11 protein-coding genes and 1 tRNA gene are annotated in these 16742 nt (G+C 68.4%); 3 read left to right on the top strand and 9 right to left on the bottom strand.

Annotated features, from left to right (window positions below; genetic code table 11):
- Positions 1–3: 3 nt before the first annotated feature.
- From ACKY0W_RS07270 to ACKY0W_RS07255, 4 genes are all read right to left on the bottom strand, one after another.
- Positions 4–2016, bottom strand: a complete 2013-nt coding sequence (locus ACKY0W_RS07270; RefSeq protein WP_409437000.1) for a cytochrome c oxidase assembly protein — start codon at positions 2014–2016, stop codon at positions 4–6.
- A gap of 67 nt (positions 2017–2083) precedes the next feature.
- Positions 2084–4438, bottom strand: coding sequence for a glycerol-3-phosphate 1-O-acyltransferase (locus ACKY0W_RS07265; protein ID WP_409436999.1), 2355 nt, complete (start codon positions 4436–4438; stop codon positions 2084–2086).
- Positions 4435–6090: an HAD-IB family hydrolase gene (locus ACKY0W_RS07260; RefSeq protein ID WP_409436998.1), complete on the bottom strand. Its 1656-nt coding sequence runs from the start codon at positions 6088–6090 to the stop codon at positions 4435–4437. The genes ACKY0W_RS07265 and ACKY0W_RS07260 overlap by 4 nt, the downstream gene beginning before the upstream one ends.
- Positions 6087–7535, bottom strand: a complete 1449-nt coding sequence (locus ACKY0W_RS07255; RefSeq protein ID WP_409436997.1) for a wax ester/triacylglycerol synthase family O-acyltransferase — start codon at positions 7533–7535, stop codon at positions 6087–6089. The genes ACKY0W_RS07260 and ACKY0W_RS07255 overlap by 4 nt, the downstream gene beginning before the upstream one ends.
- A gap of 320 nt (positions 7536–7855) precedes the next feature.
- Here ACKY0W_RS07255 and ACKY0W_RS07250 point away from each other — a divergent pair.
- The 3 genes from ACKY0W_RS07250 (at position 7856) to ACKY0W_RS07240 (ending at position 9437) form a co-directional block, all read left to right on the top strand.
- Positions 7856–7929: transfer RNA gene (locus tag ACKY0W_RS07250), tRNA-Arg, on the top strand.
- Between the two features lie 57 nt (positions 7930–7986).
- Entirely contained in the window at positions 7987–8361 is a 375-nt protein-coding gene (locus tag ACKY0W_RS07245; protein ID WP_409436996.1) for an HNH endonuclease, read from the top strand.
- 317 nt (positions 8362–8678) lie between these two features.
- Entirely contained in the window at positions 8679–9437 is a 759-nt protein-coding gene (locus ACKY0W_RS07240) for an enoyl-CoA hydratase (RefSeq protein ID WP_409436995.1), read from the top strand.
- Between the two features lie 10 nt (positions 9438–9447).
- On the opposite strand, the gene ACKY0W_RS07235 is transcribed toward ACKY0W_RS07240, so the two are convergent.
- The 5 genes from ACKY0W_RS07235 to ACKY0W_RS07215 form a co-directional block, all read right to left on the bottom strand.
- Positions 9448–10635, bottom strand: a complete 1188-nt coding sequence (locus ACKY0W_RS07235) for a dihydrolipoamide acetyltransferase family protein (RefSeq protein WP_409436994.1) — start codon at positions 10633–10635, stop codon at positions 9448–9450.
- On the bottom strand, positions 10632–11681 hold the full coding sequence (locus tag ACKY0W_RS07230; protein WP_409436993.1) for an alpha-ketoacid dehydrogenase subunit beta: 1050 nt from the start codon (positions 11679–11681) through the stop codon (positions 10632–10634). The genes ACKY0W_RS07235 and ACKY0W_RS07230 overlap by 4 nt, the downstream gene beginning before the upstream one ends.
- Positions 11681–12775, bottom strand: coding sequence for a pyruvate dehydrogenase (acetyl-transferring) E1 component subunit alpha (gene pdhA, locus ACKY0W_RS07225; protein ID WP_409436992.1), 1095 nt, complete (start codon positions 12773–12775; stop codon positions 11681–11683). Before pdhA ends, ACKY0W_RS07230 begins: the two co-directional genes overlap by 1 nt.
- A 232-nt stretch (positions 12776–13007) precedes the next feature.
- Positions 13008–15593, bottom strand: coding sequence for a multicopper oxidase domain-containing protein (locus ACKY0W_RS07220; RefSeq protein ID WP_409436991.1), 2586 nt, complete (start codon positions 15591–15593; stop codon positions 13008–13010).
- Between the two features lie 80 nt (positions 15594–15673).
- On the bottom strand, positions 15674–16735 hold the full coding sequence (locus ACKY0W_RS07215; RefSeq protein ID WP_409436990.1) for a zinc-binding dehydrogenase: 1062 nt from the start codon (positions 16733–16735) through the stop codon (positions 15674–15676).
- Positions 16736–16742: the final 7 nt, after the last annotated feature.

Genomic DNA, 16742 nt, shown 5'->3' with positions numbered 1-16742 from the left:
TGCTCAGTGCTGCACAGTCCCGTCGCGGCGGGCCATCTCGGCCAGCATCGCGTTGTAAGCGGCCAAGTCGGCGTCGTCGTCTCGGTCAGCGGCGCGGTCGAGTCGCTTCGCGGTGCGCCGGTCACTGCGATGCCACTGCACCAGTAGCGCGATCATCACCATGAGCAGGGGCAATTCGCCCGCCGACCAGGTGATGCCGCCGCCCAGGTGCTGGTCGCCGGCCAAGTCGGTGTGCCAGGGCAGACCCAGCGCACCGTAGAACCACTCCCCGAGCACCTTGTGCATCCCCATCAAGAAGACCCCGAAGAAGCCGTGCAGCGGCAGCGAGGCGAACACCACCGCCAGTTTGGCCAGCGGTGAGATGGGCCGGGGGGTGGGATCCACGCCGATCACGACCCAATAGAAGAGGTAGCCGCTGAGGATGAAATGGATGTTCATCGCGAGGTGTCCGGCGTGGCTGCCGGCGATCGAGTCGAACAGGCTGCTGAAGTAGAGCCCGTAAAAGCCGACCACGAAGATCACCGCCGCGATGATCGGGTTGGTGAGGACCCGCGAGACCCGGCTGTGCAGCGCCGCCAGCAGCCATTCCCGCATGCCGGGCGGCTCGCCGCGACCGGCGACCGGCAGCGCGCGTAGCGCCAGCGTTGTCGGCCCGCCGAGCACCAGCAGGATCGGCACCAGCATCGACAGCAGCATGTGCACGGCCATGTGCATGCTGAACATCGCCGGCATGTAGCGACCGGTTCCCGACGAGGTGGCGAACAACAAGGTCAGACAGCCCAGCATCCAGGCGGTCGTGCGGCCCGCCGGCCAGAGGTCGCCACGGCGGCGCAGCCGCACCACACCGGCCAGATACACCCCGGCCAGGACTATCGCGGCGGTACCGAAGACGACGTCGAATCGCCAGTCGAACAGGATCCGCGCCACCGTCGGCGGGCCGGCGAAGTCGTAGCCGATCTTGACCATCGGGACCGACGGGTTGAGCACCGTCGGCGGCGGTGGCGGGGTGCGGCCCAGCCCGACCGCGACGCCGAAGGTGGCCGCGAAGATGACGGCCTCGGTCAGCGCCAGCCGGATGAGTGGGGCGCGCCTGTTCGGGTCTTCCTGCAGCGCGGCCACCCCGCGGCGGCGCTGCCAGGCACCGAGGGCGCCGAGCGCACACAGCGCAACGAACTTAGCCACCACCAGTTGGCCGTACGGGGTGGTCAGCAGGTCGGCAGGGGCCAGCCGAACCAGCGCGTTGAGCACTCCCGACAGGCCCATCGCCACGAAGCACCACAGCGCCACGGTGGAGAATCGCCGTGCTGCCAGGTCGGCGTGTTCTCCGCCGCGAATCGCGTGCACCAGCAGCGCCAGCAGGCCGCCGGCCCACAGGCCCGCGGCGATCAGGTGGATGAGCAGGCTGTTGGTGGCCAGGTCGTGGGACCCGCCGGCGGCCGAATGCCCGGTCAACCCCAACGGGATCAGGGTCAGCAGCGAACCCGCCAGCAGCACCGGTGTCCAGGACCAGCGCAGCACGGGCAGACTCACCAGCATCACCACCCCGGCCAGCAGCGCGGTCCACCGCCAGGCCGACGCGGTGTCGACCAGCCCGGCGAACGACCAGGCCGTCGCCGGGTCGAGGAACTCGGTCAACGGGTGGCCGGAGACATCGGAGATCGTCAGCGGAACCAGCAGCGCGGCGCACAGCGCCCAGGCTCCCGACGCCATGGTGCCCAACCGCAGCGCACGGTAGCCGGCAACATCGAGTACCCCGCTTTGCTGCGGCGGCACCAGGAACGCCGCGAGCAGAAACGATCCCACCGCCAGCACTGCGGCCATCTCGCCGGCCGCCCGCACGAACGGCAGTCCCAGCGTGGTCACCGGTCCTGGGTCGGGCAGACCGGTCGCGGTCAGGGCGTCGGCCAACGACAGCGCCCCGATCCCGGCGGCGATACACCCGGCCAGGATTGCCAACCCGGCCAACATCGGCACCAAGATCGCCGCGCGGCCGCGGGTCGCCGAAAGAGCCGTCATGGCTTCCAGCGTATGGTGCGCGCCCGCCGCGCCGCATACCAGGCGGGCGACGCCGCAGCCCGCCCCGCTACCTGTTCAATCCCCGCCAATGCCGCCGCACCTCCACGTCCCGGGCGGCAAACGCCTCCCGGGCGATGCGGGCGATGTGGTCGGAGTCCTGCAGGATCGCTCGCAGTTCAGCCCGGAACGCCTTGCGGCGGCCTGCCAGATCCGGCGCGGGTTCCAGCAGGCCCTGATCTGCGACCACCTGGCATGCGGTTGCGAACAGCAGGGTGGACACCGATTCACTGCTGCGGACGCGCCCCTGCGCCACGTACTGGCGGCCGACCCCCAGGGCCAACTGCGTCAGTTCGTTCTCGCCGATGTCCTCTGGCGCGTCGCAGAGCACGTCGGCGACGATCGCGTAGGACTCGAAGAACACCCGCAGCATGACGTCGGAGGTCACCGGAGTCTTCTCGGACAGAATGCCGTCGATCTCGGCGCCACCCGCGCCCACCCGCGCCTGCCAGTCACCGAACCAGGACATCTCCTCGGCGATGTTGTCGCGGAACGACGCGGAGTCGGCGAAGTAGAAGTCGAACTTCAGCAGGTCCCGCAGCCGCATCGCCTGCGTCCAGAACGCGTCCAGCCGGTCGCCTTCGCCGCGGCCGGCGTGCGCCAGGGCCAGCTCGACGATCGAGGTCTCAAGGAAGGCGTGGATCACCGAATTGCGGTAGAACGACGCGGCGTGCTCGTCTTCGGGGGCGATCCGCCACACCGACTCCCGCCCCCCGTCGACGCGGGTGACCGGATGCCCGTTGGACAGCGCATCCACCGCCGCGCGTACCCCGTCACGGCTGCGCAGCCGCAACGCGCTGGTGGAGATCGGAGTCTGCTTGCGTTCCAGGTAATCCAGGCCGGCCTGCAGCGAATGGTGAATCTGGTCCAGCGTCAGTGCCAGCCCATGCGTGGTCAGCAACAGCGCCGACACCAGACCGGTCGCGCTGATCGGGGTGACGCGCTGGATCCGCCAGGCCACCTCGATGGCCATCTTCTGCATGGCCAGCCGCTTGGCGTCCGGATCGGTCGCGGTCTGACTGTCGGGGGCACCAAGGTACTGGCGCATCGACACGGCCTCGGGGAAACGCACGTAGATCTTGCCGTAGTTGCGTTCGCCCTGCGCCTTGATGAAGTGGTAGAGCCAGCGGATGCCCTCCGGGGTCTTCTCTCCGCCCCGGGCATAGGCGGCGTACTCGTCGGTCTCGTGCAGCTGATCGAAGCTGATCGAAACGCCCTGCAGGAGAACATCTTCAGTGCGGTCGTCCAGGTAGGCGTCAGCCACGTAGGTCATCAGACCGAGCTTGGGCGGCAGCATCTTGCCGGTGCGCGACCGGGTGCCCTCAATGGACCAGCTCAGATTGAATCGCTTCTCCATCACATAGCCGACGTACTCCTTGAGCACATATTTGTAGAGCGGGTTGTTGCCGATGCTGCGGCGGATGAAGATGACCCCCGAGCGGCGCAGCAATGGCCCCATCAATCCGAACGACAGGTTGATGCCGGCGAAGACGTGGACCGGCGGGAGCCGGTTCTCCTGCATCGCCACCGGCATGACGGCGCCGTCGATGTAGGACCGGTGCGAGAACAGCAGCACCGCGGGATGGTTCTCCAGCGCGGTGCGCAGCGCAGCGACCTGGTATTCGTCGTAGTCGATGTCGGGGTCGAAGCCGCGGCTGAGCATCCTGGTCAAGACGGCGACCATGTCTACCGAGACCCGGCTCCAGCCGGTGGACAGCTCATCGAGCATCTTGCCGGCCTCGTCGACGGTGGCGCCCGGAATGGCTTCCAGTCCCTCGCGAAATCGGGTGGACGCCAAGATCTCCGGTTTCACCAGCCGTGGCGACTTGTACTGCGGGCCCAGGATCCGGTTCTCGGCGCGCTCCAGCGCCAGCACCGCCCGACGCGTGACAAAATGCGCGAAGTCCCGGGGATTCTCGCCGACGGTGTTCTCACTCCACTGACTGCGCAGGTCGGCGACGCTGGCGGGCTCACCGACCACCACGCGGGCCAGCGACGACTCGGTACGCAGGATCTGGCGCTGTTGGCGTTCACTGGGCCGATAAGGATTACGGCCGGGAAGCAAGGCGGCCACCCGCTTCAGTGCAGAGGCTCCGGCACGGGGCATCCAGAAGACCCGCACCGGCAGGATCGACCGCCGCTCGTCGCGTTCGAGGTGCCCCACCAACCGAGCCATCGCCCCGGGTGAGCGCTGCGACGGGTCGAGCTCGAGCAGTTCGATACGGGCGCCGGGCCGGCCGTCCCGGTACCGTTCCAGCCACTCGTGAACGAGGTCAGCCTCCACCGGCGACGACACATAGGCCAAGACCAGCGTGTCAGCGGTTGTGGTGGCCCCCGAGGGGTCAGTGGCCGGTGATGTCGTCACTGCTCCTCCTTTGAGACCGGCGGCTTCTTGGCCGGAGCTTTCTTGGCGGGAGCTTTCTTGACGGCCGCCTTCTTGGCCGGAACTTTTTTGGCCGGAGCCTTTTTCGCCGGCGCCTTTTTCGCCGGCGCCTTCTTGGCGGCCGCCTTCTTGGCCGGGGCAGACGGCTTGGGCGACCAGGCCGGCAACTCGTCGACCGGCCAGTCGGCCAGCGTGTCCAGATACAGCTGGCGGACCTGTTCGATCCGCTCGGGCAGCGAGTCCACCGTCCAGTCCTCGACCGAGATCGCCGGGAAAACCGCGACGTCCACGGTGCCGGGGTGAGCGCTGATCGAGTCCCGGGCGGCGACCACCTCGGCATTGCGGATGATCACCGGCACGATCGGAATCCCGGCCGCCATCGCGAGCCGGAACGGCCCCTTCTTGAAGGGGCCCACCCCGGTGGTGTCCACCCGAGTGCCTTCCGGCGCGATCACCACCGACAGACCCCGCTTGGCGCGTTCCTCGACCTGTTGCAGGGACTCCACGGCCGCCGCCGCGTCGTCGCGGTCGATGAACACCATCTCGGTCAGCTTCCCCAGCGGACCGGCGATCGGGTCTCTCTCCAACTCCCGTTTGCCGACACTGATCCAGTTGTCACGCACCAGTGAGGCAGTGATCACCGGATCGACCTGGTTGCGGTGGTTGAAGATGAACACCGCCGGCCGGGTTGCGGTGAGGTTCTCTTTGCCGATCACGTTGAGCCGCACACCATTGAGGCCCAACAGCACCTGCGGGAACAACGCGGTGAAGAAGTTGACGCCCCGACGCCGGCTGCCACTCAACAGGCCCAGCCCAATCGCTCCGGCGCCCACCGGGACAATCGAGCTGAGTCCGGCCAGGTTCCGCAGTTGGCCGACCACGCCACTGCCGCGGCTGCTGAACTGCAGGATCGGCCAGCCACGCTTGCGGGCCACCGAGGCCATCTTGCCCTCGGGGTTCGTCGGTCGCGGGTTGCCGACCAGATGCATCAGCGCGACATCTTCATCCCCGTCGGCATAGAAGTAACTGTCCTGCAGGTCGATGTCGTGTTCGGCGGCGAACTTCTGCACCGCGGCAGCCTTGCCCGGCCCCCACAGGATCGGTTCGACCACCTCGCCGGTGAGCGCCCCGTCCTCATCGGTCACGAAAGCGTTGGTGAGTGTGTTGGTGATGCCCAGGAACCGCGCCACCGGTTCGACCTGGATGGTCAGCGCCGACGAACTCAGCACCACCGTGTGCCCGCGCGCCTGATGGGCCCGCACCACTTCGCGCATCTCCGGGTAGATGCGTTTGGCGATCTTCTGAACGAACAGCCGCTCACCGATCTCGTCGAGATCGGTGATCGAGCGGCCACGCAGTGCCGACGATGCCGTGGTGATGAGCTGTTCGAACTCGATGCGGCCCAGCTGATGGTTGAGTCCGGCCTGGATCATGCCGAACAACTCCCCCAGCCCCATATCGCGGCTGCGGAAGCGCTCTCGGGTGAGGATGACGGCGGTAAAGCCGGCCACCAGGGTGCCGTCGAGATCGAAGAACGCGCCGATCTTGGGTCCGGGCGGGCTGGCGGCGATCTCGGCCACCGAGCCGGGCAACCGCATGTCGCGCGGCGGCCGAGAATTCGCGTCGCCGGTCATGACTCACCACCGGTGGCGAAGGAGGCCGGCACGCAGCGCGGCGCCGGGTCACCGGCAAGCGCGAGCACTTCGTCGAAGCCCTCCACCAGACACGCGGTGAACAGCTTCTCGTCGCGGACGGCTGCGCGGTCATAGCGGACCGTGATGGTGCACTCACCACCACGGGAGATCAGCACCACCATCATCGCGACGCCCGGCAACGGACCGATTCCGTAGTGCCGCAGCACCTTCGCTCCCGCGATGTAGGTTTCGCCGGGATAGAACGCCACGTTGCTGGCCTGCACGTCGGCACTGACCACCGACTCGGTCATCTTCTCCAGAACCGGAGACGGGACGACGCTCAGCAGTGGAGCGATGGAACCGATCACGTCCATCGCGGGTTCGTCGCGGCGCTGGGTCATCTGCGCCCGGATCCGTTTGATCCGCTCCACCGGGTCGGCCACCCCGACCGGGGCGGCCAGGTTCACCCCGGTGAACCGGTTGCCCCCGGCGGGATCGGCATCGGCGCGCAGGTTCACCGGGATCGCCATCGGCAGGGTGGCGATCGGCACCCCCAATGCCCGGTGGTAGCGCCCGAGCGCCCCGGACAGGGCAGCCAGGTAGGCGTCGTTGATGGATCCGCCGCCGGCCTTGGCGGCCCGGTGCAGGTCCGCCAGCCGGACGTCGATCGCCTGGGTCCGGCTGGTCAGACTGCGTCGGCGCAGCAGCGGCGAGGGTTCGGCGGCCTGGCTCATCACTCGCGCGCCCGACCGGGCGTAGGTGATGGCGCCGGTGACCGCCGACAACGGGTCACGCACGGTGCGGGTCGCCATCGACAGCGCCCCCAACAGCACATCGCGGGTACTGCCGAGCATCGCGATCGGCAGGTGGTTGATGCCGTCGCGCATCAGATCGTTGGCCGACAGGTCCTGCGGTACCGGTTGCGGCGGCATCGACCGGGCTGGCGGATCACGTTCCAAGTCGTAGATCCGGCCGAACATCGCGGCACCCCCGACACCGTCGGTCACCGCATGACTCAGATGCATCAAGGTGGCGGCACGCCCGTCGGCCAGCCCCTCCACCAGCGTCGCCGACCACAGCGGGCGCTGAATGTCCATCGGTGACTGCAGGGCGACCTCGGCCAGATCGAGCACCTCGCGCAAGCCCCCGGGTTCGGGCACCCGGACCCGCCGGACATGAAAATCGAGGTTGAAGTCGGGGTCCACCACCCACCGCGGCGCCGCCGTCGGCAGCGTGGGCACCACCACCTTCTGGCGCAGCCGCAGCACTTTCCGCGAGACGTTCTCGAACAGGCTCCGGAAGCGGTCCCAGTCCGGTGTGGTGTCGAGCAGCTCTAGACCCATGATCCCCGAGCGGGTACGCGGATTGGCCTCCCCGCGGTGCAACAGGTAGTCGAGAGCACCGAGTTCGGTGGGCAGGCCGTCGGCGTCCACGAGGTCACCCACGCCGAACTCCCCATGCCGCAGCGCGGCCCCGCCCTGCCCGGCACACCACGGCTGTCACCACACACCACTCCTGATTCACAGACGTCACGGCCATCATTCAACGCTAATTGCTTACCCAGGGCGACGGGTGTCGATTGGCCCAGATCAGGATCCCTGCCGACAAATCGAAATACTGTGTTGGCCGGTTGAATTGGAAACCGGCGGTTTAGCGAGGCTCGACGAAGGACCGGCGAAGCTGGAAGCGCCGCGTGAGTCCGGTCTGCGGCTTTGCTCGGTCGGCGCGGATCCACCCCTACCAGCGGATAAACTGGACCCGCATTGCCTCCGTAGCTCAGGTGGATAGAGCACATGACTTCTAATCTTGTGGTCGCAGGTTCGAGTCCTGCCGGGGGCGCGTCAGCCGGGGGCGAAGCGCTCGAGCAGAGGCGATCGGCCCGGCTACCGTTACCGGATGCCACCTCGACGCAGGTTTCCGTCTGCCAAAACCTCGGGGGCGGCCCGCGCGCGCTACGCGACGCGACGACGACGACGGCTCGCTCGCGTCGACAATGACCTCACCGCAACCCAGTGGGACACCATCCTCGACGCGTGGGGCGGCTGCGCGTACTGCCAAGTGACGAGCCCGGCATTGCAGCGCGACTGCATTGTTCCGATCTCGCGTGGCGGCCGCTACACCCTCGACAACGTGGTCCCTGCCTGCGCCTCCTGCAACGCAAGCAAACACAACGGCGAGGTCACCGAGTGGCTTCGTCGCAAGAAGCTTGACGAACGCACGTTCCTGCTACGCCACGCGACCATCTTGCGGGCCCTGCACCACAGCGATTAGCACCGGGGATTCGGCAAGCAGCCGGGCTAGCCACTACTCTGGAGCGTCAACGATCAACCAAGGACGATCCGTCAACGCATCGACCGCCGCCGAACAGCGGCGCGTCAGCCGCAGCGGAACTCCAAAAGCCCGGTTCGCATGACATCGCGTCGCGCGGAACGACAAGGAGACCGGGCAAATCGCGAAAGGCAGATCCATGAGCCACGAACGGGCGCTCATCTTCTTCACCATGTTCATGATCGCGATGGTGGGGGTGACCGCAGGGGTCGTCACCTGGATCGGCTGATCGCTCCCCACCGCGGTAGCGTCATCGCCCTATGACACGTCCCGATCTCGTCTTATACAGCGTCACCGACCGCGTAGCGCTGATCACCGTCAACGATCCGGACCGGCGAAACGCCGTCACCGGCGCGATGTCGGTGCAGCTGCGGGCCGCTGTGGAGCGGGCCGAAGCCGACCCCGATGTGCACGCGGTGGTGGTGACCGGCGCGGGCCGGGCGTTCTGCGCCGGCGCTGACCTGTCGGCACTCGGTGTGGCGACTGAGGACGGGCTGTTGGCGCTCTACGACGGTTTCATGGCGGTCGCGCAGTGCACGTTGCCCACGATCGCCGCCGTCAACGGCGCCGCGGTGGGTGCGGGCCTGAACCTGGCCCTGGCTGCCGACGTGCGTATCGCCGGTCCTGCGGCACTGTTCGATGCCCGTTTCCAAAAGTTGGGTCTGCATCCCGGCGGCGGCGCCACCTGGATGTTGCACCGGGCAGTGGGGCCCCAGGTGGCCCGGGCCGCACTGTTGTTCGGCATGCGTTTCGACGCCGAGGCCGCGGTACGGCACGGCTTGGCGCTGCAGATCGACGACGACCCGGTCGCCGCGGCGATGGCGCTGGCCGCCGGGCCGGCGTCGGCACCTCGGCAGGTGGTCTTGGCGACCAAGGCGACGATGCGCGCCACCGCCAGCCCGGGTGCGCTCGAGGGCGACCAACACGAGTTCGCCAAGCAGACCGAGCTGGGTCCGCAGGCGGCCACCGTCGAGTCGCCGGACTTCGCCGCACGGCTGGCCGCGGCGCAGCGCAAGTAGCTGCACCCGCCTAGAGATCCAATAGCGCGATCTCGGGTTGTTCGATCAGATCGCGAAGCGCGCACAGGAATGCGGCGGTCTGCGCGCCGTCGACGACGCGGTGGTCGAATGCGCACGTCAGGGTCAGTTGCGGACGTACGACGACGGTGTCTCCCACCGCCACCGGCCGTGGTTTGAGCGAACCGATTCCCAAGATGGCCGCCTCCGGGTAGTTGATCACCGGAACCCCGTCGTCGAGGCCGAGCGCCCCGAAGTTGGACACCGTGAACGTCGACCCCTGCAACTCGGCCGGCTTGAGTGTGCCGGCCCGCGCCTCGGCGATCAGCCGCGCAACAGTGTCGGCAAGTTCTCGGGTGGTCTTGCGGTGCGCGTCGAACACCACCGGCACCAGCAGGCCGCGGGGAGCGGCCACCCCGAAGCCCAGGTGCACGCCGCGATAGGTGCGGATCATCGGGCCCTCCGGTGCTTCGACCCATGTCGCGTTGAGCACCGGGTGGCGGGACAGGGCGATGACCAGCAGGCGCAGCATCAGCACGAACGGAGTGATCGTCGCGCCGCCCGTCTCGACGAGCCGATCCCGCAACAGCAAAAGGTTGGTGCCGTCGACCTGCACGCTGCCATGCGCGTCGGGGATCCTGCTGCGGGACAGTGTCATCCGCTCGGCCATGGCCACCTGCACCGGGCTGGGCGAACGAAGTTCGTCGTCGGGAGCCGCTTCGCCGGCGGCCGCTCGCACACCATCGGGAGTGATAACACCGTTCGGGCCGGGCGGCACTGCACCCAAGTCGACACCCAACTCAGCGGCAAGTTTGCGCGCCCCCGGCTTCGCCTTGGGCCGTCCGGTCGTGGACGTGCAGGCGCGGCGGCTGGTGTCGAAACTGTCGTCGGCGCCATAGCCGACCAGCACCGGTGCGTGCCCGCCGGGCTCGGCCGGGCGCTCGGCCGATGTACGTGTGTCGATGCGCACCAGCGGTGCCCCGACCGCGAGCACGTCTCCCACCGCGCCGCCCAGCTCAACCACCCGCCCGGCATACGGGCTGGGGATCTCCACTTCGGCTTTGGCCGTCTCCACCGAGCACAGCGCCTGGTTCAGTTCGACCAGATCGCCGACCGCGACGTTCCAAGTGGTCACCGTCACCTCTTCGAGGCCCTCCCCGAGATCGGGGACGCTGAAGGTCTGGACCGTCTCGGTACTCACGGCGCCTCCAACACGCGCTGAACGCAGTCCAGCAGCCGATCGGGGCCGGGCAGCCACAGCCGTTCCAGCCGGGCCGGTGGATAAGGGGTATCGAATCCGCTGGCGCGCAAGACCGGTGCCTCCAGCTCGTAGAACAGTTCCTCCTGTATTCGGGCGGCCAGTTCGGCGCCGTAGCCGAGGTTGCGCGGGCCCTCGTGCAGCACCACGCATCGCCCGGTGCGCCGCACCGACGCCGCGACCGTGTCGAAGTCGAGTGGGACCAGCGAGCGCAGGTCGACCACCTCCAGGCTCCACCCGTGGTGTTGGGCGCCGATCTCGGCCGCGGACAGCGCGGTGGCCACTCCGCCGCCGTAGGTGAGCACCGTGACGTCGGTGCCGGCCCGGCGTACGGCAGCGCACCCGATGCCCGGCGCGGGGTGTTCGGTGTCGACGGGTCCGCGGGCCCAGTACCGCCGCTTGGGCTCCAGGAACATCACCGGGTCGGGGGCGGCGATCGCGTGGCGCAGTAGCCAGTACGCGTCCGACGGGTCGGCGGGCACCACCACCTTCAGTCCGGCGGTGTGCGCCCAGTAGGTCTCGGTGGATTCCGAATGATGCTCGGCCGCACCGATTCCGCCGAACGACGGGATGCGCACGGTGACCGGCATCGATACCGCGCCGCGGGTGCGGGTCCGGTACTTGGCCAGGTGGCTGACCACCTGGTCCAAGGCCGGGTAGCTGAACCCGTCGAATTGGATCTCCGGAACCGGCACGAAGCCACGAATGGCCAACCCGATGGCGATGCCGATCACCGCCGATTCCGCCAGCGGAGTATCGAAACAGCGTTGCTCACCGAAGGTTTCGGCCAGGCCCTCGGTCACCCGGAACACCCCGCCCTGCACGCCGACGTCGGTGCCGAACACCAGGACCTTGGGCTCGACGTCCATCGCATCGCGCAGCGCCCGGTTGAGCGCCGCCACCATGGTCAGCTCCTCGGTGCGGGTGCTGGAGCCGGCCGCCGCAGTGGGGGTCGCTGCGCGGGTCGGCGGTTCGAGGATCTGGGTCATCAGCGCCCCCTGCCCAATTCGGCGCGCAGCGCGGCGCGCTGCTGCTGCAGATCCGGGGTGATGTCGGTGAAGACGGCGGTGAACACCTCGTCGATGTCGGCATCGGCGGCCCCGACGGTGGCGTCTCGCAGCTCGCTGCGTACGCGCTTGGCCCGAGCCTCGACCCGGTCCTCTAACCGCTGCGACCACACGCCGATATTGCGCAGGTAGGTACGGTAGCGCGGGATCGGGTCGAGCGCCGTCCACTGGTCGACTTCGGCGTCGCTGCGGTAGCGGGTCGGATCATCGGAGGTGGTGTGCGGCCCGAGCCGGTAGGTGACGGCCTCGATCAAGCTCGGGCCATCACCGTGTCGCGCCCGCTCGGCGGCTTCGGCCATCACCGCGTAGCAGGCCAGCGGGTCGTTGCCGTCCACCCGGATACCGGGCATGCCGTAGCCGATCGCCTTGTGCGCCAGCGAGACAGCGGCGGTCTGCTTGCTCAGCGGCACGGAGATGGCCCATTGGTTGTTCTGCACGTAGAACACGCACGGGGCACTGAACACGGCGGCGAAATTGAGTGCCTCGTGTACGTCACCCTCGCTGGTGGCGCCGTCGCCGACAAAGGCGACGGTGACGGAATCCTCGGCCAGGCGTTGGGCGGCCATCGCCGCGCCCACCGTGTGCAGTGCCTGGGTACCGATCGGCACCGAGATCGGCGCGCAATTCTTCTCGGTGAACTCCAGCCCGCCGTTCCAGGTTCCGCGCCAAGCGGCCGCGACATGCCACGGCGGGATTCCCCGGGTGACGAAGACGCCCAGCTCGCGGTACTGCGGGAACATCCAGTCGGTCTTGCGCAGGCACGCGGCGGCGCCGACCTGGGCCGCCTCCTGGCCTCGGCACGACGCGTAGAGCCCCAACTCGCCCTGGCGTTGCAGATTGACCAGTTCGGTGTCGAGTTCACGGGTGAGCACCATCAGCTCGTAGAGCCAGCAGAGGGTTTCTTCGGGCAGGTCCCGGCTGTAGCGATTCTCGGCGGTCGGCGCCCCGTCCGGCCCGATCAGCTGCACAGGCTCCAGGGCGACCTGGGGACCGGTAATGCCTGGCAGCTGGCCCATGTGAGCCTCCTTGTGACGCTGATCTCATTATGCCAGCGAATGCACCACACACCGGGATCGCCGCGCTCGGCTGCACCACCTCAGCTGGCGGTGAACGCGTCGACGTCGCAGCTCCGCCCAGCGTGAAGGTAGGTGCACGTTCGGGCTCCGAAAGTGAAGCCAACTTCACGCTCGGCGGGGCGGCTTGGCGGCGGGGTTGGAGGGGCGACCGGGGTCGAGGTACGGGTCTGGGCTAACCCGTCACCTCGAAGACACCGTGCGCCCCGTTCTCGGCATGCCGCATGTCGTGGTCCATGAACGGGTAATGGCCCGGTTCGGGGAAGGTGAGCTCGACGAAGCCGCCCTGGGCGGGCGCCAGATCGAGGACCTGCGATCCGCCCGCCGGGGCCGACAGATCATTGGGCCGCAGCAACCAGGCTCCCTCTTTGTAGACGGTGTCGAACTGGGACCCGACGACGTGGAATGCGATCGAGTCGCTCGGACCGGCGTTGACCACCCAGACGCGCACGCGTTCGCCGGTGCGCGCCGGCAACGGGACGTGCATGTACTGAGCCGCGGTGCCGTTGAACATCCAACCGTCGGGCTGGCCGGCGCGGATGGCCGTGGTTTGGGCGTCGGAATCCGGTGCGCTCGCGTAGAGCTGGGCGCCGACCAGGGCGTACTCCCGGTCCACCGTCGGCAACCCGGGTGGGTCGATGATCACCGCCCCGTACATGCCGTTGGCGATGTGCAGCGCCATGGGCGGGGTACTGCAGTGATAGAGCCAGGCGCCGGCCCGGTGCGCCGTGAACCGGTAGACCAGCCGCTCCCCCGGCGCCAAGGTGCGCATCGGCTGGTCCGGGGCGAGCGCTCCAGCGTGAAAGTCGATTCCGTGGCCCATGGTCGCGTCGTTGATCAATGTGATCTCGAAGGTGTCCCCGACCCTGCCGTGCAGCGTCGGCGCCGGTTCGACGCCGCCGAAGGTCCAGCGGATCTCCCTGCGGCCGGGCGCGATCTCCAGTTCCCGGTCGACGGCGCGTAGTTCCACCCGATGCACGCCCGGGGTCGCCGGTGCGAGCACCGCGTCGCGCGGTGTCCAGCCCGGGGACGGATCGGCGGCCAGGTCCAAAACGGTCGGCGCGGGCAGCCCACCATGCCCCGCGCCGGTGTGCTCATGGCGGGGGGCACCACCGATGGCGTGGATCGTCATCGTCATGCCCGCAGCCCGGTGACCGGGTACGTCGCACCACGCCTCGCGGTCCTGTTGCACCGCACCGAGATCCAGCACCGCGGTCTGGCCGCGGCTCAACCGCGGGGTGTGTTCGCCGGTGTCGACGTACAAGTCGTGCGGCAATCCGTCGATGTTGGTGACTCGCAGCACCAGTCGGGTTCCGGCCGGCACATTGATCACGTCCGGGGAGAACCGCATGTTCTTCAGCGTGACGTCGACGGTGCGTGCCTCCCCGGTGATACCGGCGGCCCCCGAGGGTGCGGGGCCGCCGATCCCGAGCCCCAGCGCGGCGGCCACCGCGGCCACCGCGGCAACGGTGACCGCCCCGGTGACCGCCCGAGAATGCGGCGCGATCGCGTCGATGTCGAGCGGGCCGCGCAGCGCCACGGGCAACGCTAGCCGCAGTGCCAACAGGACGAAGCTGGCGACCGCGACCGCGGCCAGCACCCAGCCGATCAACGGCAGCGGCGGCTGCCACGGCCCGGCGACCAGTGGTACGGCGATGTTGATCGCGCACACCCGGGCCTGCCAGCCCTGATCCAGATAGCCGATGACGGCTTTGCGAACGGGTGGGCCGTTGGCCACCAGGATCGGCAGCAGCTGGCTCAGGGCACCCAACAGGATCTGGGCAACGAATCCGACCGCCAACAGCGGCAGCAGGGTGTTCTCCACGAACGCCGGCAGCACATCGACGGAGCGGCCTGCGATCAGCCGGATCGTCTCGATCAGGACGGCAACACCGAGCCAGGCCGTCGCGCCGACCAGCATCCAGGCCGCGGGCCCGGTGAAGCTGCGCCCCGGCCACAACCCGACGATGGACAAGCCGACTCCGACCGCATAACCCAGCAGTCCTACCGCGGTCAGCCACCAGCTGTTGGTAAGCAGACCGGCAGCCGTGACGGACAGGCCCACCGTCAGCGTCGGCAGCGCGCGTTGGGCCATCGCAAAGCTACGAGGGGTGATCTTCTCCCGGATTGTGGTGGGCCACAGGGTGAACAAGGTGCCCACCACCGTCAGGCCGATCCACCCGTAGAGCATCACGTGCACGTGAGTGGTCCACAGCCGTGCATACCACCGGGCCACACCGAAGGCCATGGCAGCACCGGTCGCCGATCCGGCCAGCAGCGCTGCGATGGCGGCCAGGTAGAAACCGACCAGGTAGTCGAAGCGCGCCGACAGGGCACGCTTCTTCATCGCGATCAACTCGACACCGTGGGCGACGGCGACCACGGCCACGGCCGTGCCACCCATCCCGGTCAGGGCCTCGGTGCCCAAGGCCACTCCGGCCAGGGTCGCGATCGCGGCGAGGTTGAGCACGGACAACTTGGCCACCAGGTGCCATTGCGGCGGGTCGGGAACCCGGCACAGCGTGGTGGTGAAGTGTCCCGACCAGATCACGATCGCGTTGGTGGCCGCGCCGAGCAGCAGCGCGTGCACCGGCAGCCAGATCGGGTGCGCAACGACGTTGTGCGCAACCAGCAACGTGACCGCGACGACCAGCCAGCCCAGCACCACGATGTTGGCGCCGAGGAAGACCAGCCCGCGCGGTCCACCCCGCCGGCGGGGTTTGACGACCGGCGCCGGGGGCGGCGGCCCCAACTCAATCATGTTCGCCAGGCTACGGTGGCCGCGCGCTCAGCCGGAAGTGACCTTAGACATCGAAAGCCATCGGTTTTGATCCGGGCAAGTTACCCGTGATGGCCGGTGCTGACCACCAGGCGGCCGGTGGTCTGGCGGGCGGCCATGCGCTCCAAGGCATTCGGCAGGTCGGTCCAAGGGACCTCTGCACCGACGACGGTACGGATCTTCCCGGTACGCAGCAACTCCAGGATCTTCGCATGGGCTTCCAGTCCCTCCGAGCGTGCCGGCCAGTTGAAGCCCAGGGTGCGCCGGATCGCCACCGGGTCGTTGACATAGACCAGGCATACCCCGCACACGTCGAAGTTGCTGTAGGCGATGGGCCGTGGCGAGAGGTAGTCGCCGTCCTCCAAGGCGATGTCCTGGGCGAACCCGGCCATCAGGTACCGGCCGTTCAAACCCATGGCGCGGAAGGTCTGTACCGCCACGTCCCCGCCGACCGCGTCGAACGCGACGTCGACACCACGGCCGTAGGTCAGTTCCATGACCTGCTCGACCCAGTCACCGTTGCGGTAGTTGATCGCATGGTCGGCGCCGAGTTCCTTGCAGAACGCGACCTTCTCGTCGCTTCCCGCGGTGGCGATCACCCGTGCTCCCAGCGCCTTGCCGAGCACCAAGGCACCGGATCCGGTGCCGCCCGCGGCGGCGTGCACCAGCAGGGTCTCCCCCGGCTGGAGGCGACCACGTTCCCGCAATGCGAACCAGCCCAGGTGGAACGGGTAGTGCAAGGCGGCGCCGTCGACATCGCTGACCCAATCCGGCAGGTCCAGCGCGGTCGCCGCGTCGACGATCGCGTAGGAGGCGTACCCGCCGAAGGCCATCACCGGGATGCCGACGATGCGCCGGCCGACGAGGTGTTCTGCGCCCTGGCCGGCGCTTTCCACGACTCCGACCGTCTCCATGCCGGGTACGAACGGCGGCTGCAATGGCAGCGTCGTGTAGCGGCCACCGATGATGTCGATGTCGTTGAAATTGAGGCAGAACGCGTTTACGGCGACCCGGATTTCGCCGGGTCCGGGCGCGCGCACCTCGACGCTCTGGCGGGCCAGCACTTTGGCCGGGTCACCGAGTCCGGTCGCGACCCAGGCGTCCGCGGTGATCGGTTGATTCATGGTTTCT

It is taken from the genome of Mycobacterium sp. SMC-14, from assembly GCF_046250075.1.
In the GTDB taxonomy this organism is placed as follows: Bacteria; Actinomycetota; Actinomycetes; order Mycobacteriales; family Mycobacteriaceae; genus Mycobacterium.
Note: the sequence above shows the minus strand (reverse complement) of the source record. Positions and strands in the feature narration are given on the sequence as shown.